At 59.1% G+C, this 26982-nt stretch carries 18 protein-coding genes and 1 pseudogene; 7 read left to right on the forward strand and 12 right to left on the reverse strand.

Features of this window, described 5'->3' with window-relative positions; translation table 11 throughout:
- Nucleotides 1-415 precede the first annotated feature (415 nt).
- The gene (locus ACYQ2I_RS12530; RefSeq protein ID WP_460167359.1) at nucleotides 416-1273 is read right to left on the reverse strand and encodes an inositol monophosphatase family protein; all 858 of its coding nucleotides are present in this window, start codon (nucleotides 1271-1273) and stop codon (nucleotides 416-418) included.
- 772 nt (nucleotides 1274-2045) lie between these two features.
- On the opposite strand from ACYQ2I_RS12530, the gene ACYQ2I_RS12535 reads away from it, so the two are divergent.
- Nucleotides 2046-2870: a hypothetical protein gene (locus tag ACYQ2I_RS12535; RefSeq protein ID WP_460167360.1), complete on the forward strand. Its 825-nt coding sequence runs from the start codon at nucleotides 2046-2048 to the stop codon at nucleotides 2868-2870.
- A gap of 45 nt (nucleotides 2871-2915) precedes the next feature.
- Here the strand turns inward: ACYQ2I_RS12535 and sdhB are convergent, their stop codons facing one another.
- The 3 genes from sdhB to ACYQ2I_RS12550 form a co-directional block, all read right to left on the reverse strand.
- Nucleotides 2916-3773 (reverse strand): succinate dehydrogenase iron-sulfur subunit, encoded by an 858-nt coding sequence (sdhB, locus tag ACYQ2I_RS12540; RefSeq protein ID WP_460167361.1) that lies wholly within the window; start codon nucleotides 3771-3773, stop codon nucleotides 2916-2918.
- A gap of 79 nt (nucleotides 3774-3852) precedes the next feature.
- The gene (gene sdhA, locus ACYQ2I_RS12545; protein ID WP_460167362.1) at nucleotides 3853-5823 is read right to left on the reverse strand and encodes a succinate dehydrogenase flavoprotein subunit; all 1971 of its coding nucleotides are present in this window, start codon (nucleotides 5821-5823) and stop codon (nucleotides 3853-3855) included.
- Nucleotides 5824-5937: 114 nt separating this feature from the next.
- Nucleotides 5938-6822, reverse strand: a complete 885-nt coding sequence (locus ACYQ2I_RS12550; RefSeq protein ID WP_460167363.1) for a succinate dehydrogenase cytochrome b558 subunit — start codon at nucleotides 6820-6822, stop codon at nucleotides 5938-5940.
- Nucleotides 6823-7316: 494 nt separating this feature from the next.
- On the opposite strand from ACYQ2I_RS12550, the gene ACYQ2I_RS12555 reads away from it, so the two are divergent.
- The gene (locus tag ACYQ2I_RS12555; RefSeq protein ID WP_460167364.1) at nucleotides 7317-7736 is read left to right on the forward strand and encodes a response regulator; all 420 of its coding nucleotides are present in this window, start codon (nucleotides 7317-7319) and stop codon (nucleotides 7734-7736) included.
- A 188-nt stretch (nucleotides 7737-7924) separates the two neighbouring features.
- On the opposite strand, the pseudogene ftsH reads toward ACYQ2I_RS12555, so the two are convergent.
- Nucleotides 7925-9985: pseudogene (gene ftsH / locus ACYQ2I_RS12560) on the reverse strand (ATP-dependent zinc metalloprotease FtsH); the annotation flags it as partial.
- A gap of 839 nt (nucleotides 9986-10824) precedes the next feature.
- Complete coding sequence (locus ACYQ2I_RS12565; RefSeq protein ID WP_460167365.1) at nucleotides 10825-12072, reverse strand: TolC family protein; 1248 nt, start codon at nucleotides 12070-12072, stop codon at nucleotides 10825-10827.
- 528 nt (nucleotides 12073-12600) lie between these two features.
- Between ACYQ2I_RS12565 and ACYQ2I_RS12570 the strand changes: the two genes are divergently transcribed.
- Together ACYQ2I_RS12570 and ACYQ2I_RS12575 are read left to right on the forward strand one after the other, a co-directional pair.
- A complete protein-coding gene (locus ACYQ2I_RS12570; RefSeq protein ID WP_460167366.1) occupies nucleotides 12601-13113 on the forward strand; it encodes a YbjN domain-containing protein in 513 nt (170 codons plus the stop codon).
- 315 nt (nucleotides 13114-13428) lie between these two features.
- Nucleotides 13429-14823: a glycoside hydrolase family protein gene (locus ACYQ2I_RS12575; RefSeq protein WP_460167367.1), complete on the forward strand. Its 1395-nt coding sequence runs from the start codon at nucleotides 13429-13431 to the stop codon at nucleotides 14821-14823.
- Between the two features lie 40 nt (nucleotides 14824-14863).
- On the opposite strand, the gene ACYQ2I_RS12580 is transcribed toward ACYQ2I_RS12575, so the two are convergent.
- The gene (locus ACYQ2I_RS12580) at nucleotides 14864-15667 is read right to left on the reverse strand and encodes an HAD family hydrolase (RefSeq protein ID WP_460167368.1); all 804 of its coding nucleotides are present in this window, start codon (nucleotides 15665-15667) and stop codon (nucleotides 14864-14866) included.
- 343 nt (nucleotides 15668-16010) lie between these two features.
- Between ACYQ2I_RS12580 and purM the strand changes: the two genes are divergently transcribed.
- The gene (purM, locus tag ACYQ2I_RS12585) at nucleotides 16011-17075 is read left to right on the forward strand and encodes a phosphoribosylformylglycinamidine cyclo-ligase (RefSeq protein WP_460168416.1); all 1065 of its coding nucleotides are present in this window, start codon (nucleotides 16011-16013) and stop codon (nucleotides 17073-17075) included.
- Nucleotides 17076-17126: 51 nt separating this feature from the next.
- Here the strand turns inward: purM and ACYQ2I_RS12590 are convergent, their stop codons facing one another.
- Nucleotides 17127-19337 (reverse strand): protein-disulfide reductase DsbD family protein, encoded by a 2211-nt coding sequence (locus tag ACYQ2I_RS12590; RefSeq protein WP_460167369.1) that lies wholly within the window; start codon nucleotides 19335-19337, stop codon nucleotides 17127-17129.
- A 385-nt stretch (nucleotides 19338-19722) separates the two neighbouring features.
- Here ACYQ2I_RS12590 and ACYQ2I_RS12595 point away from each other — a divergent pair, with 385 nt between their 5' ends.
- Nucleotides 19723-20805 carry a sialidase family protein gene (locus tag ACYQ2I_RS12595; protein ID WP_460167370.1) on the forward strand — a complete coding sequence of 361 codons (1083 nt, stop codon included), beginning with the start codon at nucleotides 19723-19725 and terminating at the stop codon, nucleotides 20803-20805.
- 141 nt (nucleotides 20806-20946) lie between these two features.
- Complete coding sequence (locus tag ACYQ2I_RS12600; protein ID WP_460167371.1) at nucleotides 20947-21294, forward strand: P-II family nitrogen regulator; 348 nt, start codon at nucleotides 20947-20949, stop codon at nucleotides 21292-21294.
- A gap of 17 nt (nucleotides 21295-21311) precedes the next feature.
- On the opposite strand, the gene ACYQ2I_RS12605 is transcribed toward ACYQ2I_RS12600, so the two are convergent.
- The 4 genes from ACYQ2I_RS12605 to ACYQ2I_RS12620 form a co-directional block, all read right to left on the reverse strand.
- Nucleotides 21312-22607, reverse strand: coding sequence for a hypothetical protein (locus ACYQ2I_RS12605; RefSeq protein WP_460167372.1), 1296 nt, complete (start codon nucleotides 22605-22607; stop codon nucleotides 21312-21314).
- 295 nt (nucleotides 22608-22902) lie between these two features.
- Nucleotides 22903-23703: a PEP-CTERM sorting domain-containing protein gene (locus ACYQ2I_RS12610; RefSeq protein WP_460167373.1), complete on the reverse strand. Its 801-nt coding sequence runs from the start codon at nucleotides 23701-23703 to the stop codon at nucleotides 22903-22905.
- A 423-nt stretch (nucleotides 23704-24126) separates the two neighbouring features.
- Nucleotides 24127-25545 carry a dihydrolipoyl dehydrogenase gene (gene lpdA, locus ACYQ2I_RS12615; RefSeq protein ID WP_460167374.1) on the reverse strand — a complete coding sequence of 473 codons (1419 nt, stop codon included), beginning with the start codon at nucleotides 25543-25545 and terminating at the stop codon, nucleotides 24127-24129.
- An 83-nt stretch (nucleotides 25546-25628) separates the two neighbouring features.
- Complete coding sequence (locus ACYQ2I_RS12620; protein ID WP_460167375.1) at nucleotides 25629-26948, reverse strand: 2-oxo acid dehydrogenase subunit E2; 1320 nt, start codon at nucleotides 26946-26948, stop codon at nucleotides 25629-25631.
- Nucleotides 26949-26982: the final 34 nt, after the last annotated feature.

Below are 26982 nucleotides of genomic sequence, written 5' to 3' on the forward strand. Positions count from 1 at the left end.
GGCGAAGCGACCATCAGAAAATCAACCAACCAGAAGGTCCCACAATCGCCAGATCGGGGGTGTTAAAATGGCCAAACTGCCGCGTGTTTGAAAACGGCGCAACGATGAGAAGACACACATCGTTACCATTTTACCCGGACGACCGGTCCGCACAAAGCAGCAACCCCTCTCAGACCTCGAAAAGGACGTGTTCCACGGCAATTGCAGCCCCAAGGAAGGCGCTTTGTAGCGGTTTCGCCGATTGTGCGTGTCTTTCTCGGTGCGCTTCCGTTCGTGTCGGTAGGCCAAAAAGGTTGGGCAAAAGAGGAATGTTCGGCGAGGTGTTCACCCTGTTATCGTACGGGCTGCCCCCAACTTACTTCTACAGGCGACGCTTCTCGTGTGTGAAGCCGCCGGCTGAATGACATCGCTCGCATCAGCAAGCCAGCGCGTCGCGAACAAGCTGCTGCAAATGGCCCATCAGCTCGGGGTTCGCGGCAGCCAAGTATCCCCCTTGAGCGATATCGATTGTCTCGCCGTCAGGCCCGGTGACCACTCCTCCGGCCTCTTGAATCAACAAGACACCGGCGGCAATATCCCAGATTTTCGTCGACATGGCCCACGACACGTCGAATCGCCCCGCAGCGGTATACGCCAGATTGAGCGCAGCCGAGCCGGTTCGACGCAGGGCCTGACAACGTGAAGCCGCCACACAAAAGATTTTCAAATCGGGAGAATCGGGATACGCGACGGCCGGCAAACCGAGCGCCGCCAAGGCGTTGCGCAACGACGTCACGCCGCTGGTGTGAATCGGCTTACCGTTCAAGAACGCTCCTCGACCGCGCCCGGCCAGAAAACATTCGTCGGCCATCGGATCGTAGACACCGGATACGAGCAGTTTGCCGTGCCGTTCGAGAGCCAATGCAACACTGAAGAAAGGAACCTGGTGGACGAAGTTCGTCGTCCCGTCCAACGGATCGACGATCCATCGAAACTCACTTCCCGTCTCTTTTCCCAAGGGCCGATCTCCGGCATACTCCCCTGCGTCGACGCCCGACGCCGACTCTTCACCGACAACGTCATGATCCGGAAAAGCCGAATGCAAGGTGGCAAAAACAGCCGCTTGCGAACGATAGTCTGCCTCGGTCACGAGATCGGCCGTCCCTTTTTCAGAAACCGCCGCCTTCCCTAAGCGTTCCCGAAGCACGGCGCCTCCAGCCCAAAGGGCTCTCTCACAGACCTCCATGAATGTCTGAATATCGTCGGCGTCGACGTGTTCCTTCTGTGTCATCATCGAACGTGCTCGCTCTCGCAAAATCGATTGTTCATTCTCTTGACGTCGGTGGCCCGTTTTTTCTTCAGCCGATGGTCACCCCGCACGTCGGCTCGCCTGCTTTGTCGACAATCGACAATAAAAACCGAAACGAATCAAATCGCATTCGTCGATTGATCTTTCGCGCCGTGAAGGCCGGCTACCGCCTCCCAGAACCCGGTACTGCGATAGGGGAATCTTTGATTATACCCGCTCAGGCTTAGGCGACGAGGCGCATCACTTCTCCTGTCACTGCCCAAGGTGCACGCCTCTTCCGCGCAATCCCCGGCGGCCCCACCAAATCGGGGGCAATTACGGACAAAAGTCTGGACAAATGCCGCTCGCCTGATATCATCGAATAAATGAGGAGGTGGCTGGCCTTCCGACTCAGTCGGAGGCAACGTTATTGTTCATGATTTTGTTACCCGAAGATTCGGCCTCTTCTCTGTTCCGGCCCCGCCGTTTCGCCCAGCCTGCGAGCGGCGGGGTTTTTTCGTCGACCATTCCGAGCATTCTCTGCGATTCGGCGGCCGACGGTGACAAATTTTCGACGGCCGCCGTCAGCGTAAAAACGCCCCATCTTGCTTGTTGACTCGGCAATGCCCAGAATTGCTTGAGCAATCGGCTTGCCGACGGCGAAAAGTCGAGACGATTGCGGCGGTTGTTCAGAATCGAGCGATCGGCGCAAGGCAACGTCACATCGGCACGTCGACCTCTGTTCGGGAACTAATTCGGCGGATTTGGGGAGTCTTCGATGGACGATCACGTCTGGACCGGCAGTGCCGACGATCGATTTACGCTCGAGCAAGGGATCCATCGGGTTATCGCCGACTTACGGCACCCGGAACGGGGCTTGCTGGTGTCTCACGTCGGCAAGCCGATCGAGACGTCGGCAGCGAACATGTGTCTGCACAGTCTGCACTCACCGACGGAGCTTTCACTGACCGATGCGTATTCGAGGGGGACGAGCCTGGTCGCCGCTTACGAGTCGGCGTCGCCTGCGTGGCCGGGACGAATCGAATACGCGTGCCGTGTCACACGACCGACCGGCTGGAACTTGCCCAACGAGGCATTCGTATGCCTGACGATGGTCTCGTACACGACCGATGCTCCCACATGTGCCGGTCGTGTCGATCTACGCAGTACCGTTTGCGCGGCTGCAAGTTTTCATCAGCCCACCGGAATGCAAGAGGCCGTCCTCGCCGTTTGCCGCCTCCCCCAACCGAAAGACGACGGAACATGCCCTACGATTGTGCTTCCTCCGCCCCACTTTCTCTTGTTCGATCTGCACGACGGTACCGATGCTGTGCTGCTGGGACACGTGGGAACACAGGAAATCCCTACAGAATTGACCGGCGGCCCCGTCTCGGACGACCAACCGGAAACGTGGCGTTTTCAGCTTTCGCAAACGGTTTTCTCGGAACCGGTAGAGCGCGGGGTAATTCTACGAGCCGCAGTCGCCGCGGTAATCGGCCCTCGTGAATCACTCCATCCCGCGGCGGTCGACGACCTGCGAAAACGACTGACAGAAAGGGGCGTCTCCCTCAACGAAGAGCCGCAATTGGAAGTCGAAAGTTGATTCCGGTCGAGTGATCGGCTGCCCCGGCGTCGGTCACATGCCGACTCAACGATCAAACCAGTTGCGCAACATGTGAACCGTTGCCGCTCGCCCCATACGCCCGATCGAGTGGGTTAGCGGAATCTCTTTCGGACATACCTTTACGCAATTTTGGGCGTTGCCGCAGTTCTGAATTCCTCCCTCGCCGATCAAGACATCGAGGCGTCCTCGCTTGTTCATTGCCCCGATCGGATTCGTGTTGAACAAGTCGATCTGGGCCACACCGGCGGCTCCGATGAAGGCACGACTGCACACATCGGCCTCGCGACGACGGAAGTCGTCTTCCGATTCGCCCGGCTGTCGAATCAACTCGATTTTCAAGAATTGAGGACAAGCCTCCATGCAACAACCGCAGCTCATGCATTTGCTCAACATGTACGCGAGTTCTTGCTGTTCTTGCGGCTGTCGGGGTCCCGGGCCCATGTCGAGATAACTGTCCACCGGAACCCATCCTTGAATCCGCTTGAGCATGCCGAAAATCCGCGAGCGATCAACCACGAGATCGCGGATGACCGGGAATTTCGACATCGGCTCCAAACGGATCACCTCGCCCTCGGCCAGCAACTGATCCACCAGGGCAGTACAGGCTTGGCGAACGCGTCCGTTGATGAGCATGGTGCATGCCCCGCAAATCTCCTCGAGGCAATTGCACTCCCACGCAACCGGTGCCGTCGGCTTGCCGTCGATGTCGCGTCCCATCGCGGCAATCTTTTGAAGAACGCTGATCACGTTCATGTCGCGTTCGTAGGGAACACGAAAGCGTTGCCGGTAGCCGCTTTGCTGAGGACCGTCCTGCCGTCGGACCTCAACAATGAAATCCTTAGGCATCGAACCGAGTGACGGCGATTGCTTTTCGGTAGACATGCTCAAACAACCCGCATCAAGGATCGAATCGTTTTCCTAACAAAGGCGGTGGATCTCATCCGGAATCCGCCGCAACTTGCTACTGCTTTTCCTTGCTTTCGCGTGCGGTCTGGCGTTCTTTCCACACTTCCTCGATAACTTCGGCACCGACCAGGCCGTACAATCGCGGTCGGGGCGGTATCAGCGAGGTATCGACCTCTTCGTACGAGATCTCGGGTTCGCCGTCATCATTCAGCACGGCGATGGTCGACTTGAGCCAGCGGCGGTTGTTCTCTTCGAAGCGATCACACCACGCCTCGGCTTGACGGCGGGCCTCGACCGGATCGTCGGTGTGAATCTCAGGCATCGCGAATTCGGGCTTGTAATGAGCCCCACGGCATTCATCCCGCAATCGTGCGCCTTTGAGAATCACCTTGGCCAAAGGGAACATGTCGACCAAAGCCCTGGCGAACACCACATTCTGGTTCGTCCACGTCGACGTGTCGGAGATTCCTGCCCGGCGGGCACGCTCTTCCAACTCGCAGACCGTCGCGTAGGCCGCATCCAGTTCCTCGTTGTGACGCACCACGGTCGCCGCCCGCGTCATGACTTCGCCCAGCTCGCGGTGCACCTGGTACGGATTCTCGCCTTCTCCCCCGCGTGCCAACATCTCATCGAACCGCTGCTGATGTTCTTTTTGAGCAGTTTCGTACAGCGATGAAGGCACGTCCCGATGATCACCGTTTTCGAGATTTTCGAGCAACACGCCGATACTCGGCGAGACCATCAACCCGGAGAAAATACACGACAGAAGCGAATTCGCCCCCAAACGATTCGCCCCGTGATAGTGGTAATCGCATTCACCAATCGCGTACAGTCGTGGAATGCTCGTCTGCTGATTGCGCGGTGACCCGATTTCAAGCCCTCCCTCGGCCGTCCGCTGGTAATCCGTCCACAGCCCGCCCATCGAATAATGTACGGCCGGGAAGATCTTCATCGGTTCATCCCGGGGATCGACGCCTTGAAACTTCTCGTAGATTTCCAGGATTCCGCCCAGCTTCCGATCCAACACATCACGCGGAATGTGCGACACATCGAGATACACGCACATCCGGTCTTTTTCGACACTGAGACCTTCTTTCGTGCACACATTGAAAATCTCGCGGGTCGCAATGTCGCGAGGAACGAGATTTCCGTACTTCGGATACCGCTCTTCCAAGAAGTAGTACCGGTCGCTTTCCGGGATATCCCGCGGATGCCGAGGATCTTGCGGCTTGCGAGGCACCCACACGCGGCCGCCTTCGCCGCGGGCCGATTCGCTCATCAATCGCAGCTTGTCGGCCCCCGGTACCGCCGTGGGGTGTACCTGGATGAACTCACCGTTCCCGTACTTCGCGCCGGCCTGAAACGTCCGACTGGCGGCGCTGCCGGTGCACGCCATCGACATGGTCGAACGACCGTAGACCAATCCGCACCCTCCCGAAGCGATAACGACGACATCCGCCGGAAAGGCGCGAATCTCCATACTGACGAGATCTTGGGCTACGATCCCGCAACATTCACCGCGATCGTCCAGAATCGGCGCCAAGTAATCCCAGAACTCGAATTTCTTGACCAGCCCGCCGACCTCCCAACGTCGCACCTGCTCGTCGAGCGCATACAACAGTTGCTGGCCCGTCGTCGCTCCCGCGAAAGCCGTCCGCGGATACAAGGTTCCACCGAATCGCCGTTGATCCCGAAACCCTTCCGCGGTGCGGTTGAACGTGACCCCGAGGCGGTCCATGAGATCGATGATTCGGGGGGCCCATTCGGCCATTTCTTTGACGGGCGGTTGATGCTGCAGGAAGTCGCCGCCGTAGACGGTATCGTCGAAATGCTTGTATTCCGAATCGCCGAGCTGCCGTGTCAAGCTGTTGACCGCATTGATTCCGCCTTGTGCGCAACAACTGTGCGAGCGTTTGACCGGAGTGAGACTGAACAGGTAAACCTCCAATCCCAACTCGGCCAGCTTCATCGTGGCCGAGAGCCCGGCCAATCCGCCGCCGACGACAATCACGCGATGCTTCGCCATGCTCGTGCCTTCCGACCGTTTCGTGTCGCGTTGTTTTTCTGTTTGCTACCGTCAAGAAATCGTGTTATTGAATCTGCTCCCGGGAGCAATTCCCGGATGAGAGAAGCCGTCTCTTCAGCGCAAGCGGGCCGCGTCGCGGGCGTTATTCTCATGAATTGCCGCTGCCCGGCCTTCAAGATCACTGCCCGGTTCGTGTTCACCCATCGCAAATGATGTGTCACCGGTCGGCGCCGGAGCCGCACCCAGTGGAGGAAATAGTTCGTCGCCGACCTGTTCCTGCGCGGCCGGCGAGCGACTGGGCGGCTCCGCAACGAACATCCCCACCAAAGCAGCGATCCCGATCGCCGCCATCGCAACGCCGATGATTCCGACCGGAATGTTCGCCGCGCGTTGCGCCCGCGGACCGGTCCAAATTCCCCAGGTGATTCCAAACGTCCACAATCCGTTGACGAAGTGATAAACGCAGCTCGCCACGCCTATCACGTAGATCGCCTGCACGATGATCGATGATTGAATCGCCTGCGCTGCCGTATACGCGTCGGCGGGATCGAAGCGATGCCCGCCCAACGGCTCGGCCACATGCTTCAGCCACCATTCGAATTTGAACCAACCGTGCATGTGAAAGACGTGCCAAAAAATGAAGAAGAAGGCGATCACGCCGGTCCACCGCTGCAGGGAGTAGCGCCAATTTCCCATGTAAGGATACCGGCTAAGGTTTCGCTTCCCGCGAGAGACGATCATCATGCCGACCACCGCGTGAAAGATGATCGGCAAAAAGATGAACGGCCATTCCAGCAGCATGATCGTGGTCGGGCCGAGCCGGTGGATCATACCGACCCGAAACTGAAAAATCTCGACGCCGTCGGCAATCGACGCATTCGTCGCAAGGTGGAAGACCAGGAATCCTCCGACGGGGATCACTCCCGTAAAGGAATGCCAGCGACGAAAAAAGAATTCATGACGCCCGAAAAGCGACGCTAAATCGACGTGCTGTGCCATAGCCTCATTCCAACGAGCCGCCCCCCGAGAAAGGGAGCCGGGAACAACAATGCATCATCAGAGACATCGGCTTCTCACCCACAGCCAGATGTCACCGCCGGTGAGCATAGCGAAGTATAGCCATTCTTTTGTTGTCACCGCAAGCTGTCAAAAATGTCCAGCCCCCTTCAGACGGCATTATTTTGTCTTGATTGTTCACACAATGCAGGCCGAGCCGTGCCAAGGGGCTGCCTTTTTGACAGTCCTCCCCGCAGTCATCAACACGCAGCGGGAACACCGCCATCGTCTGATCCCGCCCCTGCCGCGTTCCGGCATCTTTCCCAACCGATTGCCAAATCTGATGTTGCGACGATTTCTATGAGGACGGTAAACTAAACTTGCAACATACGGCCCCTGGCGGATTGAGAAAGGCATGTCGTTTGCACCGCCGAGGATTGGGGCCTTCACTCGCGGACCGTTCCGACTAAGTTTTTTCGGCGTGACATTTTCGGACGATGAAGCTCGCGCAACCTCGTCTCTTGATTACCGACGATGACGCCAATCTTCGAGAAACGTTGAAAACGTTGCTCGAAGAGCGCGGCTATTCTACCGTCGCAGCCGAAGACGGCGAACAGGCGATCGACATCGTCCGACGCGAGACAGTCCACATCGTCCTCCTCGACATGCACATGCCGAGGTTGACGGGCTTAGAGACGCTTCAAGAGGTCAAACGTCTCAAATCGCTTCTTCCGTGCATTTTGATGTCGGCGGAACTCGACGAGCAAATCATCGAACGCGCACGACAAATCGCGTTTGATATTTTGGCAAAGCCCTTTTCTTTCCGGCAGGTCGAAGCGACACTGCAACGCGCCTTGCAAATGTGCTATCAGTGGCCCGACATCGCGGGCAACGATCTGCCCGGTGAACACCGGTAACCCTTTCTCTGCCGGCCCGCGTTCGCAGTCCTCGACGGTGCCTGCCGGAGGCGCGTGTTCACGTCTGCGGGGCCTGAAAGCTACTCGCCGATTTGGCGGGTTTCGCCGTCATCAAATGTGCCGGACGCCGATCGCCCCTCTTGCTCGTTCCCCTCACTCTCGGGTGCATCGGCCATGGGGTCGGCATCGGTCTGCGTCTCCTGTTCGCCCGATGCTCCGGGGCGAGGCGAGGCGGCCTCGGTTCCGGGGGCAATCGTCGGTCCGGACGTCGTCTCGTCGATGATTTCCCGTAGTTCGTCTTGATCGATCACTTCTTTTTCGATCAACCGCTCGGCAATCGCTTTCAGCGTGGCAGCGCGTTTCTTGAGGATCGTCCGTACTTCCTCCAATGCCGTGCGGATGATTCGTCGGATCTCTTCGTCGATTTCGCGGGCGGTCGTTTCGCTGAAGAGGGGGGTTTGGAAACCGGGGAAGCCGTCTGCGGTGTCGGAAGCGCGGCGATACACGATCGGTCCCAATCGGCTCATCCCGAATTCGGTCACCATTCGGCGGGCGATTTCGGTAGCGCGATCCAGGTCATTGGCCGCACCCGTAGAAACGTCGTCGCAATTCATTTCCTCCGCGACCGTCCCGGCCAAAAGCACCTTGATGTTCGCTTCCAATTCTGCCTTCGTCCACAGATAGCGATCTCCCTCGGGGCGTTGGAGCGTATAGCCCAACGCCTGCAAGCCGCGGGGGATGATCGACACCTTGTGCACGGGGTCGGTGTTCGGCAGACACATCGCCAACAGGGCGTGACCGCTTTCGTGGTATGCGAGTCGCCGCTTTTCCTCTTCGCCGATGACGCGTTTTCGCTTTTCCAGGCCGGCGATGACCCGCTCGATCGCCTCCGTGAGTTCCTCCATGCCGACGGCTTCTTTGTCGTTTCGCGCTGCGAGCAATGCCGCCTCGTTGATCAAGTTGCTCAAGTCGGCCCCCACGAAACCGGGCGTCATCGCCGCCACCTTCGCCAAATCGACAGACGGGTCGAGCTTGACGTCCTTCGCATGCACTTTGAGGATCGCTTCCCTTCCCCGGATATCCGGTCGATCGACCAAGATATGTCGATCGAAGCGACCGGGACGCAACAGGGCGGGGTCGAGCGTTTCGGGCCGGTTGGTGGCCGCGATGACAATCACGCCGCTGTTGCTCGAAAAGCCGTCCATCTCGACCAAAAGGGCGTTGAGCGTCTGTTCTCGTTCGTCTTGGCCACTGACGACGCTCGGTGCCCGCATTTTCCCCAAAGCGTCCAACTCGTCGATGAACACGATGCACGGTGCCTGCTGCTGCGCCTGCTGGAACATATCGCGCACGCGGGCGGCCCCGACACCAACGAACATTTCCACGAAGTCGGAACCGGACAAGCTGAAAAACGGCACGCCGGCTTCTCCCGCGATGGCTTTGGCCAAAAGCGTCTTGCCCGTGCCCGGCGGGCCGACCAGCAACACTCCCTTGGGGATTCTGCCCCCTAATGCTTGGTACTTTTCGGGCTTTTTCAAAAATTCGACGATTTCACGAACTTCTTCGACCGCCTCATCGACACCGGCAACATCGTCGAAGGTGACGCCGATCTCCTCTTGCGCGTACATTCGGCCCCGGCTTCGTCCGAAGGCAATCGCCGAGCCCGGCCCGCCGACACGCCGCAACAGGAAGAACAACACCACCACGAACAGCCCAAGCAGCAACAATTGCGGGCCGTATTCTTCCCAGAACGAAGGCGGTTCGCCGCCGCGAACGTTCGTGAAACCGTTGTCCAAGAAGAGGTTCAACAGGGCGTTGTCATCATTGTTCAGGCCCAACCGGGCCGTCCGAAACGATACGGTTTCCGGCCCTTTCTTGCGGTCTTCCGGCGAAAGGATTTCCCGATCGACCTTGCCGACGATCTCGGTGGGGCGAATGACGATGTCCCGCAAGTTGCTGTACCGCACCCGCAGCGTGGTTTTCATTTCGGTGCGTTCGAGCTCAATCGCCGCGTCCGGATTCTGATCCGGTGCCCCTTGCTTCACCAGCCGCACCAGCTCGGAGTACGGAATCTCGTCGGAGGTCGGGGCACGCACGAAGCTAGCGATCAGCAGGCTGATCGCCAAGCCGACCAGCATGTACCATAGCAATCCCGGACCTCGCGGCGGACGGCGTTCGCGATTACGATCCTTTCCTTTGCGGGAAGGTTCTCGATCGGGACCACGCTTCGTATTGTCGGACGGACTCATTCGATCTCCGCAATGGTTCGGCATTCCCAGACGACCAAACGTCGCCCTCTCGTCAAAACACGATATCTCAGCTCAATTATGGCCCCTATCCGGCGCACGACAACGTCGCAACACTTTACTGCCCCTGTGCCTGCAATCACCGAGCAGCGAAACGGCCGTCCATCCCGCATCCCACGGTACCCTGCCGCGGCTCAGGCGATAATCATTAGTCGTCCAATAATATTTTCTCTTTTTCGTAACCCAATAAAATCAAAGCGGTTGTGACTTTGACTTCGCCGATTTTGCAACCTGTGAAGTTAAATAGGAAACATTCTTCGTCACTCGGCCCGACGTGGCGTCAGGTTTCCAACTCATCCCCGATATCCCGTTTTCTCGAAGGGGCGACAGTCCATAAGCACATGACGGTCCCATTTTTCGGACCAAAGCGGGCGGCCCCTCAACGCCACGGAATCGGCTTCGTCAACGCCGGAAATCGGCGGAAAAAGCCGATCGAATCCTTCTGACTGACCCGACTTTTCCGCACAATTGTTCTTCTCGCGCTTTTCGAGGCGTTTCCAATGAGCGTGCGTCCGATTGCCTATCGTTCAGGCGTAGGGGCGTTGCCATCGAAGTCGGGCGTGCAGCGCCGAAACAAAGCGGATTCGACAAACCGGCCGGCGAGCGATCGCGCAAACAGTGCTCAAACCGACGTTCCCGATCCCAGTCGCGCCGGGTTCATTCCCACACCGGCCTCGGTCCCGTGCAAGATTGATAAATTCGGTGAGTCACTCGATTTCCAGGTCGTCGATCCCCGCGTCCCCTGCCGCGACGCCGCGCCGCCCGGTGCGGTGTTCGCGGCTTCAGAGGATGCCTATCGCACGATCAAGTCGTAGACGCCGCAATGCCGCGTCGTAGACGGCTGCGTAGTAATTGCGGTTCGCCTCGGTCAACAGTCGGACGGCGTCGAGCACCTCGGTATTGGTTCCAGCACCTACCGCGAACCGCCGACTGGCGATGCGTACGTTTTCTTGCGCTCGATCGAGCGCTTGTTGGGCGACCGAAAACCGCGCCAATGCCTCCTTGACGGCGAGCCAGCGACTTCGCACTTCGACCTCGATCTCACGTCGTACGAACTCTCGTGTGCGGGCAAGCGCCGCCGCTTCCCGGGTGAGACCGCTCGCCCTCGCCCGGCGAACCCCGCCATCGTACGGCGCCCATTCCATCTTGAACCCCAACGCCCAAAGCCCGTTCGGATCAAGGTAGGGATTGTCGAAATAGGTAAATCCTCCGACCACATCAAATTGAGGTCGTAGAGCCGCTCGCTCCGCTTCGGCCCGGGATTCCAAAGCACGCGATCGAGCCTCGAATTGTCGCAAAATCGGGCGTCGCGAATACGCCGTTTGCAAGCAGGCATCCAGGTCGCCGGGAAGCGTCGGTGCCGGTAATTCAGCAAGGACGACCTTCGCGTCCCAAGACCGCCCCAGCAAGCGGTTGAGCCGAATCTTCGCGGTCGACACAGCGTTCTCGGCTTCAATCAACCGCTGCCTCGCGTCGGCCAACGAAACTTCCGACGCCAACAGATCGTTGCGGGCAACAAGCTGGGCCTGCACCATATTGGCCACATCGCGAACATGCGATTCCAGGGAATCGACCTCGGCTCGAGCGACTTCCAATCGACGCTGCGACAACAAAACAGCCACATAGGCTTCCGCGACTTCGAGTTTGACCGTCAACCGGAGTTCGCCTAGAGACGCTTCCACCTCTTCGATTCGAGCGCAGGCGGCTTGCTGGTCGGCTCGAATCCGTCCGCCCGTCGACAAGGGCATTTGGGAATAAACTCCGGTCAGCAGAAAGTCCGAATCGGTCAGCGTCACATCCACCGGCGGAAGCCCCGGTACTCCGATGTTCGTCACCGGTTCATCCGACAGAAACGTGTATGAAGCGTTGCCGAACACCCGCGGACGGTATTGCGCGCGTGCCGCTGCAAATCCGGCGTGCGCGGCATACAATCGCTCTTCTTCGGCCTGCAAACGGGGATCGACCGCCAGCGCGCGTACCCACGCTTCGGGCAAGGTTTCCGCCTTGCACGGCGCAACAACAAACCACATGCTCGGAGCGATCGATCCGAGCAACAGCATCCATACTGTAAAACATCCCCGGGAGGGGTTTGACATTCTGTACGTCCTGTCCCCCAAGAATGGAGCTATTCCATTTGCCACGTGCACGCACAAAAAACGAATCGGCACGAGAAGTTGCGCAAAACGAAAGTTTCACGACGACACGTTCAGACCACATCCGCCGATAAAGTTTGCCTAAAGCTGCCACACCGTCATTCCCCGGCACAGGGTTGTTGCGCGTTCCGAAGGTGTTCCCCGGTTTTACCCCTCCCTTTTTGATGGAATCACTCCCCCAAATCGACTTGCACTCGCGATGAGGACAGAGTCCAATGGGCGTAGTCGTCGGTGCGTCGACGCGTCTCAAGCTAGAGTTTAGGCGAGGGGACTCCGCCGCGCGAAATTCGAGCTTGGTTCGGCGTCCCGCCCTTTCACGGCCGGCCACACCTTCGCGAGAAAAGCGGTCCAGGTGATTGTCCGGTCACGTCCGGCTGAATGCCCTTTTTCCCGCGGAGGTGTATCATGTACACACGTTTGCCCTGTCTTCTCTCGCTCACGGTTTTCGTGCTCGGCCTCGGCTACTGTAATCATTCCTACGCCCAAGTGGGCGCGGCTGCCAAACAAGGTGACGCGCGAATCGGGAAACTGCTCGACGAAATCCAATGGAAATACGAAGTCGACAGTGACGGCGATTACAAATTGATCTTTCGCTTCGAAGACGACCGAACCCAGATCGTGTTCGTAAACTCAAACACATCGAAACTGGGACCGCTGGAGATCCGCGAAGTGTGGGCACCGAGCTTTCGAATGGGCTCTAACCCTCGCCCTGCCGACACTCAAGCTCTACTCGAAGCCAACGACAAGGTGAAGCTCGGCGCATGGCGTGTGGTCAAAGCGGGAGAGGACTATGTCGCCGTCTTTGCCGTCCAGATCGCCGCCGACGCCGATCGCGAAACACTGCGAACGGCGGTGGATGCCGCGAGCGTTACCGCCGATCAGATGGAACAGAAGTATTCCCAGGAAGACGAGTTCTGACCCCGACAAGCCACGAAACGTCATAGCTTCGGAACAAGTTCCCACACGCTCGATCACGACAAGACTTTCATTGTCGACAACGAAAAGCCCCGAAAGCCGCAGGCCGCCGGGGCTTTTGCGTGCGCCCATTCCGCTGAAGACGATGATAGAATAACTCTGGGGATAGGGTTACGAAGTCGACAAAACCGCTCACGTCGACTGGATGGGCACGAATCGAGCTCGACGTGTCGTCGGTGCCGCCGTCCTACTGCGGCGCCCCTGCCGAACAGCCACTCTGCGATTGAACTTGCAAACGACGTTATGAGGAATCTCTCCATGACCGCTCGTTCTTTGTTTTTCACCGTGGTTGCCACGGTCGGCATCGCCCAAACGTGCTTTGCTGCTCCTTGCACAGCGAGAGCAGCCGTCATCCCCGATACGGGTTGCGCCGACGCGCCGCAGTCCGACGAGTACGAAATCGAACTCCGGCAAGGGCAGCAACGCTTCCCGGTCTTCGTGTACGTCACGCGATCTCAATGGAAAACGAATCGTCATCCCGACACGGCGTGGGCATCTTTCGACTTCACCGGCAACGTGACCGTCCGCGTGCGGCGTTTGCGAGGGCAGGTGGAAACATGCCGCATCTTGCCTTCGGCGCGAAACATTAAGCCGCGAATCGCGGGAAATACCGTCGAATTCGACATCGACCGGCCGGGACAGTTCTCGGTCGAGTTCGAGAATCCCCCGAAACATCCGTTATTGGTGTTTGCGAACCCGCCGGAAACTTCACCTTGTGATCGGGCGGCTTCCGACGTTCTCTACTTCGGACCGGGTGTCCATGTGCCGGGCGATATCGAGGTTGCGACAGGGCAAACGGTGTATCTTGCCCGCGGTGCGTACGTCAAAGGCCGAATCGTCGGACGAAATGCTCACAGAGTGCAAATCCGCGGGCGTGGAATTCTCTCAGGTGAAACCTACCCGCACCGGACGGGGCACCTCATCTCCCTGAAAGGCAATTCCGACGATGTCCTCATCGAAGGGATCACGCTGGTCGCCTCGCCGCAGTTTTTCATCGTGACGGGCAATCGAAGCGTCATCCGCAACGTCAAAATGATGGGCTGGTATTTCAATACCGACGGTGTCGGCACCGGGGCAAATTCGCTCGTCGAGCAATGCTTTTTCAAGTGCAACGACGACGCCGTGAAGCTCTATTGCTCAAATATGATCGTTCGCGAATGCGTGATCTGGCAAATGGAGAACGGTGCTCCATTTCAGATCAGTTGGAATATGAACGTCGACAACCAAGGTTTTCACGTATCAAACATCGATATCATCCGCGTCGAACACGAATGGAACAACGAAAACGAAGCCGTTTTCGATTCGATTCACGGCGGTGCCGCGCATATGCGAGACTATCTGTTCGAGAACATTCGAATCGAGAACGCTCATTGGCGACTGATCAACCTGACCATTCAAAAAAACGAGTTCGCACATAGCCCCTCGTTGGGACGCATATCCGACCTCGTCTTTCGAAACATCGAAGTCACGAGTCCCATGTCCCAACCGAACACGATTCGGGGCTTCGACGCCGATCACCGAATCGAAAACGTCCTCTTCGAAAACGTGCGGGTAAACGGCGTGTGGTGGCGAGACGCGTCTTCGGCCAATCTTCAGGCCGATCCTTCGACAACGCGAAACATCCGTTTTCGCGTGACCAAATCCCAACCATAGCGGGCCGGGTATTACAAGAAGGGGCAAAGCCGTCTATTCGTCATCCGGCGGCCGACATGCCGCGACGGCGAGCGGGGTCCAGCAACCAATCTCCGATCTCGGCAAGGCTGCTCGCCCGGTAAAAAGGCCCGGAAGCGAGACGCCCGGAGACGCCTATTGCCGCCATCCCCAACCGCTGAGCCGTCTCGAGGTCGGCCCGACGCCGTGCGATGAACGCGGTTCGCGTCGGGGCGATCCCCAAGGCATTCCATGCCGCAGCAAACGCCCCTGCTTCCGGGAGGGCGAAGCCGGACTCCCGCGACAGGCATACCGCCTCGACCAAATCGAAGATGCCCGTACCCGAAAAGCGATCCAGGAACAGCTCGCGGTCGTAGACGGTGTCGGCCAGTACGACCGTTCTCAAGCTGCTGGATTTCATCCGTCTGAGCAAGGCTGCCGCTTGGGGAAACAACCGCGCCTCGGCATCCCACTGGGCCATTTGCCCCCACACGGCAGCGGTCAGCTCGCGTGCATCGCCCTCTTCAATCCCCAATGATTGCAAGAAAGCGATCAGGGCGGAAGAAAACGAACGACGGCCCGCGAAAACATCGACCTCGCCGACACCCCACAGCGTCCACAGCTCCTCTCCCATCAACTCGAAGCCGCGCTGTCGCAGTACCCTTTGTAACCAGTGGCGCCAGCTCGAGGTATCGACGAGAACATCGTTCCACGCGATGACGACACCGTCAATCGGCGGCAACATCGGCCACTCGCCCGCCGGTGCCGATTGCTCATTCGCGGCGGAACGTTGCGACTGCTGCCCGACCGAAAACGGCACGATTTCCGGAGTCTTCGATCCGTCCATGGGATTCCCTTCCCGACGAATGGCGTGGCTGCATCCCTGCTCGGCGAATCGGACGGGGGACGCAATCGGTGACCATGAGCTCCGGCGGCGTGTAGCGAACCGTTCCCACGCTGTACGGCCCCGAGAAGACCGCCACAGCGTCGACGGGCCCCATCCGTGGGAAAATGTATCCGTTTTGCGGAATTTTGCCAACGGCGACTTGCAAATCCCCCAAACCGAGTCACATCGCCCCCGCAAAGAGGCCTCCTAAGCCGCGCACCGCCTTCCTTTCCCGGGGGGCTGCCAACTTTTACAATGGGCAAATCGGTGTTTTTTCGATCGTTTTCCCCTGAATCGAGACATGATGGCCAAGGCGACCTACAAAGACGCGGGCGTAGACCTGGAACTGTACGAACAGGCGATGCAACGGTTGCCCCGGTGGATGCATCGCACGCGATGTCCTCGCGTCATCAATCTTCCCCAGGGATTCGCGGGCTTGTTTCGGCTCGACATGCCGGGCGGTCTGTTTGCCCGGCGGTACAAGAATCCAGTGCTCGTCTCGTGCACCGACGGTGTCGGCACGAAATTGAAAGTGGCGGCGTCGATGGGCAAGTTCGATACGGTCGGTATCGACCTCGTGGCAATGAGTGTCAACGACGCCCTATGCTGCGGAGCGGAACCGCTCTTCTTTCTCGACTACGTGGCCATGCCCAAGGACGATCCGGCCAAGTTGGAACAGCTCGTTCGAGGTATTTCAGAAGGCTGTCTTCAAGCCGATTGCTCCCTCCTCGGGGGCGAAACCGCCATTCTCCCCGACCTGTACGCCCCGGACGATTTCGATTTGGCCGGGTTCTGTGTCGGCGTGGTGGAGGCCGACGACATTATCAACGGTCAGGCGATCGCTCCCGACGACGTCGTGCTGGGCCTAGCCTCGTCGGGGCTCCATTCCAACGGCTATAGTCTCGCCCGCAAGGTTGTGTTCGAGATCGCCGGTCTGTCTGTAGACACCCCGATTGAAGAACTCGGCTGCACGGCCGGAGAAGCTTTGCTCGAACCGACTCGAATTTACGTCAAGCCCGTCCGCAGCGTGTTGCGACATTACCGGGTCAAGAAAGTCGTCCACGGAATCGCACATATCACCGGAGGCGGAATCGTGGACAACCTCGCCCGGATCGTTCCGTCCGGTGTGCGAGTGGAACTCCGGAGGCAAAGTTGGCCTGTCCTGCCGGTCTTTGCTTGGCTGCAGCGTCTAGGCGATATCGACGACGGCGAAATGGCCCACGTGTTCAACATGGGCATCGGAATGGTGCTGGTCGTAAGCAGCTACTACGCCGACAGCATCATCCAACAGCTGAGCAAACACGAAATCGCCGCGTTCGAGATCGGTCGCGTCGTCGAAGGCGACGGCGATATCGTGTGGACCGATTAGGCCTCACACGTTATCCGTGAGGTGAACTTGTCTTCGCCGCGCGCACTCCCGTCAAGAACCGCGAAGGCGTGTCGGACCGGCTGCTTCCAGCGCCTCGAGTAACTCTTCCTGCGTGTAGAAACCGGTGAACACGATCGGTTCGTTCGGCCTGCCCGCAGGAAAGATTGCCAATACAGGCACCTGCCGGAACCCCAACCAATCGAGGAAGGTCGTCACCTCGGGCGCCTCATCGGTCCAGTCGGCTTGCAGCAACACGATGTGGTTTTCGGCAATCTTCTCCCGAATCGGCTCGGTGTCGAGGACGGTTGCCTCGAGCGTTTTGCAGGTTGCACACCAATCGGCCGTGCAATCGACCATGACGGTATACTCACCCGGCGGCACTTCGACTTTGTCGGTCCCGGCCACGATCGTCTTGCCCTCGCGAGCAAGTTTCCAGAGCACTTCCGACTCGGCCCTTCGCGCAAAGCGTCCCTCCATGACGTCCAACAAACTACCTGGAAGCGCCGGATGGACGCGTTCCAATCCTGGGAACATCAGAATCCAGATCAATGCTACGAATGCCGCAGCCTGAAGCCAAGCACGAAGGCGGCTACTGAAGCCTGCCAGCGGTGTCTGCCGCCCGACCCACCAACAACCGGCCCAAACGGCCACCAGCAAACCGAACGTGGGCGCCAAGTACGAGAACCGCATGAAGGTGAACAGGTAGACGACCGTCCCAAGCAAAACGAATCCCATCACGCGTTCGAACGTCTCCATCCAGGCCCCGGGCTTCGGCAAAAAGCCGATCAGCTTCGGAAATGCCCCGATCAACAAATAGGGCGAGGCCATCCCCAACCCGACGCTCATGAAAATGGCGAAAATCGTTGCCGGAGGCTGGCTCACCGCCCAAGCCAGAGCCGTTCCCATGTAAGGCCCCGTACACGGGGTCGCCAAGAACGTGGTCAACACACCTTTTGCGAACGCGCCGGCGAATCCTTCTTTTCTCGCTAGTTCCGCAGCTTTCGTGCCGCCTGCAAAACCGGGAATCGGGATTTGCCAAACGCCCAAGAACGCCAAGCCCATCGCAAACACGACGGCCGCCATGACCACATTGAAGGCAGGCAGACGGAACAAGTGCCCCCACCCGAAATTGAGCATCACTGCCAGCAAAGCCAGCACAAAAAACACCGACAACAGCCCCAGCGAGTACCAAAGGTTGAGCATGAAGGCTCGGCCCCGGCTCTCGCCTGCCTGCTCGACAAAAGAAACGATCTTCAGCCCGATCACCGGTAAGACGCACGGCATGACATTGAGGATCAGTCCACCGATAAAGGCCAACGCCATCTGCCCGAGCAACCATTTGCGCTCGGAATGGATCGCCATGTTCTGCGCCATCACCTCCGGGTCGAAATCCGGGCCGACCAGTGCCCGGAACAGCGACATCCGGTACGGCTGCCAAGGCAGTTCGTCGCCGACCTCCATGGTGATTCCAGGTATCTCGAACGATGCCATTTCGGCCTCCGGCGGTTCCGGAACCGTTTCCGGCGAGACCGGAGGAGGTGGTCCCTCCTCGGTGGACGGGCGACCGGCTTCCGCCGTTTGCAATGCCGCCTCAATCACTGCCGCAGGCACCTCAGGGGGCGTGCCCACCGTCGCTCGAAATGGAAACGGCTGCGGCGGCATGCACGAATCGGCATCGCACGGCTGGGCGCGAACCGTTCCCTCGATCACCATCTGAGAAACATCCACACCCGGGGCGATCTCGAGCGCGGCAACCCACACCACCGACCCCTCGTGGGTTTCCACCGTGACGCCGGGAAATGCCGGTTCCTGTCCCACATGCGGCAAAGGATGCGACTGAAAACTGCCGGCCAACCGATAGTCGGGCGACTCCTTCAGAGTAATCCGGGTCGCTACCGGTCCGCCGGGCTGCTGCGTCGTCGAATAGATGTGCCATCCCGGTTCGATCAACGCCTGCACGAACAACAGCGCCGGACGGCCGTCTCGCGGCGGCACGATCACCCCCTTGGCCGTGACCTTTGGTGAGCCGAACCCTCCGAATCCGCCGAGTCCTCCACCGGGAACCGGCGGCGCGAACTGAGCGATCGCCTGGCTCCAACCGCACAAACACCACACGACGATCACAACGGTCAGCCATCGCGCAATATTCGGTAATCGCGGATTGAAAGCGGCAACCGCGCGGCTCCGCGAAGGACAGCCTGCTACACAACGGGTTTCCTTCGGCAACGACGTCCCTTCCGTCCGAATATGCCCTTGCTGCATCAAAGACTCCTGGAACACCTCGAAAGCCTCTTTTCCGCGTCGAAAGATGGATCACATTGAAAGAGCAATCAGCAACCTATTGTGGCGATTCACTGGCTGGTAGGCCATAGCAGTGCCCGTCGATCCGTCGTTTCCGGTCGAAGCCCACCCTCCTAGCACACACCAAGCCGGACCCCACGCCGATTATTGTCCAGACGATCCCGACGCTTGTTCGGTTACAGACTTTCCTCGGAAAACCATCCGGACTACTATGATTCGGTAACCGAATCGCCGTTGTCACCTGAACGCACGATGAGATGTTATCATGTCCCCCCTCCGACCGATCGCGACCTTCCCAACCGTCCCGCGCCTTGCCCCCGTAAGCACGACTATTGCAATAGCCTTTGTGCTCACGTTGTCCTGTTCGGCCGGTTTCTCACCTATCGAAGCAGGTGAGCGGCCTGATTCCGTCGATGTGTTTATCTCGGGGGCGGAAGGCTATTTCGCCTATCGGATACCTGCCGTCGTCACGACCGGCACGGGGACCGTACTGGCGTTCGCCGAGGGACGTAAGCACAACTTACTTGATCCCGGAGGCAAAAACCAAGACATCGACTTGGTTCTCCGTCGCAGCACCGACGGTGGGCGAACCTGGACGCCCATGCAAATCGTCGAAGATCCGGGCGAGTTGTGGTCGGCGGCCAATCCCTCTGCCGTGTTCGATCACGATACGAACCGCGTGTGGGTGTTTTACATCCGGTGCAAGCCCGGCCGCGGTAGTCACGGCGCACGTCCCGGTACGGACGACGCCTGTACGCTTGCGCGATTCAGCGACGACGACGGCGCCACATGGAGCCGGCCGATCGATTTGACTTCGGTCGCTCGCGACATGACTGACGCCGAGTGGAACATCACCGTTCCCGGCCCCGGTGGCGCAATTCAGACATCCAAGGGGCGCTTGATCGTGCCTTGCTGGCGTTTTCCGCCGTACCGCGCATTCGTGTTGTACAGCGACGATCACGGCAAGACATGGACCCGAGGAGGCGAGACACCCGGCAGTACGGCTGTCGACGAATGCCAAGTTGTCGAGCTTTCCAACGGCAAATTGCTTCTCGACGGCCGTCAACACGGCGCCCACCGGTGGCTGTTCGAAAGCGACGATGGAGGAGAACATTGGAGCGCCCCACGACCGGGCGTCACCGTCACCCCGGTGATGTGCGCCATCGAACGGCTGTCACCGACCGGTAAACGCCTCTGTTGGACGGGTCCGGAAGGGCCGGGCAGGCAGAATCTGCGAATCCTCGTCAGCGACGACGACGGCCGAACGTTTACGCGTCCGAAACGCATCTACGAAGGCCCTTCGGCGTATTCCGATTTGACGACCTTGCCCGACGGATCGATCGGCGTGCTTTGGGAACGCGGGATCGACCGGAATTACCAGTTCATCACATTTACGCGACTCCCCCCCGATTTTCTGTCTGCCGAATGAGAGACTCCGTCCGACACGGTCCATTCTCACGATGGAATCGATTCGACACTTCTCTGGACGAGCGGCCCTCGATGCCGATACAATCCAAGCGAATCGATCAAGGTCGACAATCTCGGGAGAGGGTAAGAGGCTCCGACGACCATGAAATACGTTCTCGCGGTCATCCAGCCGCCAAAGCTTCATCCGGTCCGTGATGCCTTGGAACGCATCGAGGTTCGGCGGATGACCGTGTGCGACGCCCAGGGGCTTGCCCGTCAGCGAGGCCAAACGGCTGCCTATCGCGGCCACGAATACGAGACGACGCTCTTGCGAAAAGTCGCTTTGGAAATCGTCGTAAACGACGATTTCCTCGAACGCACGATCGATACGATCTCTTCGGTAGCCCGCACCGGTACCGAGGGGGCCATCGGCGACGGCAAGATCTTCGTATTGCCCGTTTTGGAAACGATCCAAATCAGCGACGGTTCTAAAGGACCGGGAGCCGTTTGACAAGGTTACGCGACGGGCTACTCGGCCGATCGGTCGGATGAATCGGCGGCGTCGGTCGGTTTTCCCGGTGCATCGGCCTCTTTGGAAACCGGCCCTTCGTTCTCTCCATTTCCCCGCGGCGATTCTTCGTCGAAGTCGATCGGAGGCAGATCGTATACCTCTTCCTCTTCGACGACGTGCATTTCGTCGAGCTCGGCCCCGTCGACGCTGCGACGCAACAAGAAATAGATTTGCGCAGACGCCGTCCAGAAGTACGCCAGCAAATAAGCGGCCGGCAGTATTCTCAGGCAATCGGTCCAAAATCGAAGCATCGCCGGCCCTACACCGCCAGGATACGCCCCCCGATCGAAGAACACGGTTGCCAATTGGGGATCCCCCAACGCTGCAGCGTACCCCGTCATGTAAACGACCGTAGCTGCCAGATTGCCTGCTACGTACCAACCCAAGCGACTAAAGATTGCGGCTGCCAGCACGTAAAACAGCAGATGCAACGGCCGTTGAAAGACATACGAAAAGCCGCTTCCAACCGCACTGAATCCATCGCTATTGTCGATCGCAACGGCGCCCCAGACCAGCGGCCAACCGAACAGTGTCCCTACGCCCAATAGGCCTAAAACGACACCCAAGATCAGCACGACAGGCCACAAGATCCCGCCGATGACCGTTCCGACCGACCAGGTCAACAGCAATCTTCCAAAAAGCATGACGGCGACGACGATCGACGCCATGGCCAACATCGGCCCCAACGCACTTCCCACGAACTGCAACCATCGCCCCCCGATGAATCGCACGGTCGTGCCGAATCGCGCATTTTCGAGTCGTGCCATGCGAACGGCCGCCGTCCGCATCATGCATCCGCCGAAAAAGGCGAAGACGCCGATCGTCCACAGTCCGCAAAGGCCGAAGTAAGCCGCATCCCGCCACGAAAGCTGAACATATCGTGTCAGCGGCAAAATGTCGGAAACCAGCCGCCGCCCCATCCAGACGACGCCGTCCGGCCCGACCGTAACCGGAAGCCGATCCCACTGAGGTTCCGAAGGCGTTACCGCAGCGCACCATTCCCACGGACACGATGCCGTTTCGGACGGCTCGGGAACTGCGGCACGCGGCAAGGCCGTTTCCGCTGCGGTCTCGTTCGGCACGCCCAGCAACATTCCGACCAGCCAGTGCCCCAGCGTCATGAAACCGATGGCCGCGAACGCCAACAAGATCATCCGCACCGAAGCCGCGACACGCAGGCACGGCCACAGCGTCAATACGGGAAACAGCTCCGTCCATGCCACACGGCGCAAGATTCCTTCGCGTTCGCGCATGAGTCGTCTCTCCTGAAGCCCGCGTCGGCCGACACGAGCCGAAAGTTCTGAGCCGCTTCGATTCCATCCAAAAACCGCGGATGTTTTCGGCAAATATAGCGAGTTTCCGAGCTTTGGTGAAGGCAAACAAAAAAGTAAACCCGGGGACCTCGCAGCGTAATTGGAGGGCCCGGGTCTCTGCCGATGCGGCATTTGAGAACCGTTGCAGATATTCGCGCGCAACAACGGCCGCAGTTTTCTGCGGCCGTCGATGGCTACCGAGAGAGGTAAGTTCGTGACAACGTCGGTTTTCGATCTACGCAGCGGCACGTCGACGACGCAGCCACCACGTGCCCGCACCGCAAATCGCCAGGCCCAGTAATCCGGCAACGGCGGTCGGTTCCGGTGTCTCAAGGTTCACCAACACTTGATCGCCGTTGGTCAGATCGATTCGCCAACCGTCAACCTGACCAAGAAAACCGTCCGCCCAGCCCGTGGCGGTTGAAAGTTTGAAATACAAGACAGGCTCACCGGCCATCGTCGCACCGCTAGCGCGAGCGCTGTCCTGGATCAGAAACTCGCCGAACAGGGGATCGCTGTATCCACCGAAGTAGCCGGAAGACGAATCAAAAAATCGCAACTGGTTTTGTGTCCCCGCGATGCTCCATTGGTTCCATTTGCCGACCGTTTCGCTCAGGTTGTTCGCAAAATACGGCTCGCTGGTGATTCGATAGCCGTACCATCCCGAACCGGGTGAGCCGTCGAACGGCGTGGTATAGATCGTGAGGAACCAATCGACGACGTCGCTGCCGGTGTGCGGAGTCGATTTCTTGGTCCAATACGAAATATCCGCGATATCGCCGAGCTTGATGTCACTTCGCCCCAACGCGGCTGCGAGATCTTCACCGGACAAGTACAACTCGGTTACTGCTGAACCGTTGGCCCGCCAACTCCCGGAATCCCAACCGGGAGCTGCACCGCCGGGCACACCGACCGCCGGGTTCGTGTAGCCCGCAATGTCGTCCGGGTACACCGTCATGCTGACGACCGCGGCTTGTGACGGGATCGCGGCAGCAACGAGCATCAATGCCGCCGACAATACAATACATCTTTTCATGGTGCCTCCTCCTGTGGTGACGATTCGATTGGGGCAATCACGCCATCGAACAACAAAAGAAAGAATTCAGCCACGAAGGCTTTCATCGCAACAGCAAATCAACAACGTGGGGCACGTTCGACAGGCGAGCTGAAACGGAAAGGATACTTTTATCGTTTGCACGATTCACAGGGCACACAAGAGCGAACCCGGTCTATAAACAGAGAATTCTTTCCTTGCGGTGCCAGTAATTTCGAACCAGAAACCGCGCGAACGTGAAAAGGCTTTGCCGACGAAAGAAGCCCTGCCGGTCGCATCGTCAGCGATAAGGAAGTCGCGCGGCCCATCCAGCAGGACGAACCGCGCGATCGTAATAAGCCCTATGATCGTTATCAGCAATGAGCCGTCATCGCTTGCCGGGCGCGAAGCCGCTTCCCGGCGTGCTCATTTGCGCTTTGGACGGTACATGTCGGTTGCCGTACCGAAGAACACCTCTCCCGCGAACCCCAATGTTTCGCACAGCGTCGGATGCGGATGGATCGACTCGGTCACGTCGCGAATCGAAGCCCCCATCTCGATCGCAAGGACGGCCTCTCCGATCAGATCGCCTGCCCCGACCCCGACGATTCCACATCCTAAAACGCGTTCTGAAGTTGGATCGACGAGCCATTTCGTAAGCCCTTCGGTTCGTCCCACCGCCTGCGCCCGACCGCTCGCTCCCCACGGAAACACGGCGGCCTCGTATTCAATCCCTTTGGCTTTCGCCTCGGTTTCAGTGAGTCCAGCCCAGGCGATTTCCGGATCGGTGAACACGACCGCGGGAATTGCCCGCGGCTCGAACGCGACCGCGTGCCCGGCCAGACCTTCAACCGCCGTCCTGCCTTCGTGCGCCGCTTTGTGCGCCAGCATCGGTTGCCCGGCCACGTCGCCGATCGCCAAAATCGAGGGCTCGGCTGTTCTAAGCTGTGCATCGACCTTGATGAATCCATGCTGGTCGACTTCGACTTGCGTATTCTCCAGCCCCAGATTCTCGGTATTCGGACGGCGCCCGATCGAAACGAGCACGTAGTCGTACTTCTCGACGCGGCTACCGTCGGCGTCTTCGAGCGTCACCTCGATCTTCTTGTTTTTCTCCGCTAGCGACACCACCTTCGTGTTCAAGTAGATCGCCTCGAAACGCTCTTTCAGCCGCTTTGCCAACGGGCGCACGAGATCACGATCGGCCCCCGGCAACAAGCCGTCCGTCAGTTCGACCACGCTCACTTTGCTCCCTAGGGCGGCGTATACCGTCCCGAGCTCCAAACCGATGTATCCGCCGCCGACGACCAACAACCGCTTGGGCACTTCGGGCAAAGCCAGCGCACCGGTCGAATCGAGAACGCGCTCGCTACCGATCTCGAAGGCAGGAATCGCCGTGGGACGCGAGCCGGTCGCAATAATGCAGTGCTGGAACCGAAGCGTCTCGTCGTCCAACTTCGTGTCACCGATCGGCTGCAACCGCAACGTGTTTCCATCGGCAAAAGTACCGCGAGCCCGGATCACACGTACCTTGCGTTTCTTCGCCAGTTGCCCCAAGCCGCCGCTCAGCGTCGCGATCACTTTTTCTTTTCGCGCCCGAACGGCATCAAGGTCGATCTTCGGCTTGCCGTAAGCGACTCCCCAATTCGAAAGCTCCGAGGCCTCTTCCATGACCTTGGCCACGTGCAGCAGGGCCTTCGATGGAATGCACCCTCGCAGCAAGCACACACCGCCGAGTCGTCCCTCTTGATCGACGATGACGACCTCCATCCCCAAGTCAGCCGCCAAGAAGGCCGCGGCATACCCTCCCGGACCGCCGCCTAACACCACTAATTGTGCTTCCATCCTGAGCTTCCCGTTCTCTCTGTTTGTTGTGTCTTTCAAAAGGAAATTCTCGATGCCGTCGTTCGGCGTCCCCCGTTTCGATGTCATCTCACAAGCAGTAGCTTGCCGGGCGACTGGAGCCAGTCGATAACCTCGTTGAGGAACCGTGCAGCCGTAGCGCCATCGACCAGTCGATGGTCATAAGAAAGACTCAACGGCATCATGAAGCGCGGCACGACTTGGCCGTCGCGAACGACGGGCATCCAGCGGGAGCGACCGACCAACAGGATCGCGACCTCGGGATGATTCACGATCGGCGTGCTGTACGTGCCGCCCACGGCGCCCAAGTTGCTCACCGAAAACGTACCGCCGCGCAAATCTTCGAGTGTGAACTCGGTATTGCGGGCCTTGCGTGCCACCTCGGCCACGGCCGTCGCAATCTGCGGGATCGTCAAACGATCGACGTTTCGAATCACGGGCACGACCAGACCTCTCGGCGTATCGACCGCCACGCCGATGTTGACGTACTCTTTGTAGACGATTTCCTCGTTTTCGTCGTCGATCGAAGCGTTCACGGCCGGATGGTGCCGCAGTGCCAACGCCACCGCCTTCAAAATGAACGGCATCGAGGTCAACTTGAGCCCCGGGGCGATGAAATCCTTCGGCACGCTCTTGCGGATTGCCTCCAGATCGGTGACGTCGGCATCGTCGAAATTCGTGACTCGCGGAACGGTGGTCCACGACTTCACCATCTGGGCGGCGATCGTCTTGCGGATCTTGCTCATCCGATCACGGCGAACGGGTCCCCAAGCATCGGTATCGGGAACACCCGGCGGAACAACCGGGCCTGCAACCGCGACACCGGAACCCGCGCCCTGGGCGGCGGCTTGAACGTCTTCCGGGGTAATGCGGCCGTGCTTTCCGGTTCCCGTCACCGTTTGTAGGTCGATCCCCAATTCGCGAGCCAATCGGCGTGCAGCCGGTCCGGCAGGAATCGGGCCACTGCGTGCCGGTGCAACAGGCGGCGGAGTGGAAGGCGCGGATGGTCGAGCCGCTTGCGGCCGAGGCGAAGGAGGCGTCGCTTCCGCGACAGGCGGTGCCGACGGCGAGGCAGGAACATCGTCGACGGCAACAGATTCCGACAACGGCTCTTCCGCGTCTTCTTTGTCTTCTTTCGTGGAATCGGCTTCCGGCTCGACCGTCAAGATGACCTGACCGACCGATACCGTATCGCCTTTCGAAACGTGGATCTTCTCGATTTTTCCGGCGATCGGACACGGAATCTCGAGCACGGCCTTATCGGTTTCGAGCTCGATCACCCCCTGATTGCCGGTGATCGTCTCCCCTTCCGAGACGAGAACATTCACTACATCGCCCGATTCCACATTCTCCCCCAAATTAGGGAGCACAAATTCCTTCGCCATGCTACCAAAGCCCTCTTCATGGGGTGGTTACGTC

The organism is Thermostilla marina (genome assembly GCF_054657455.1).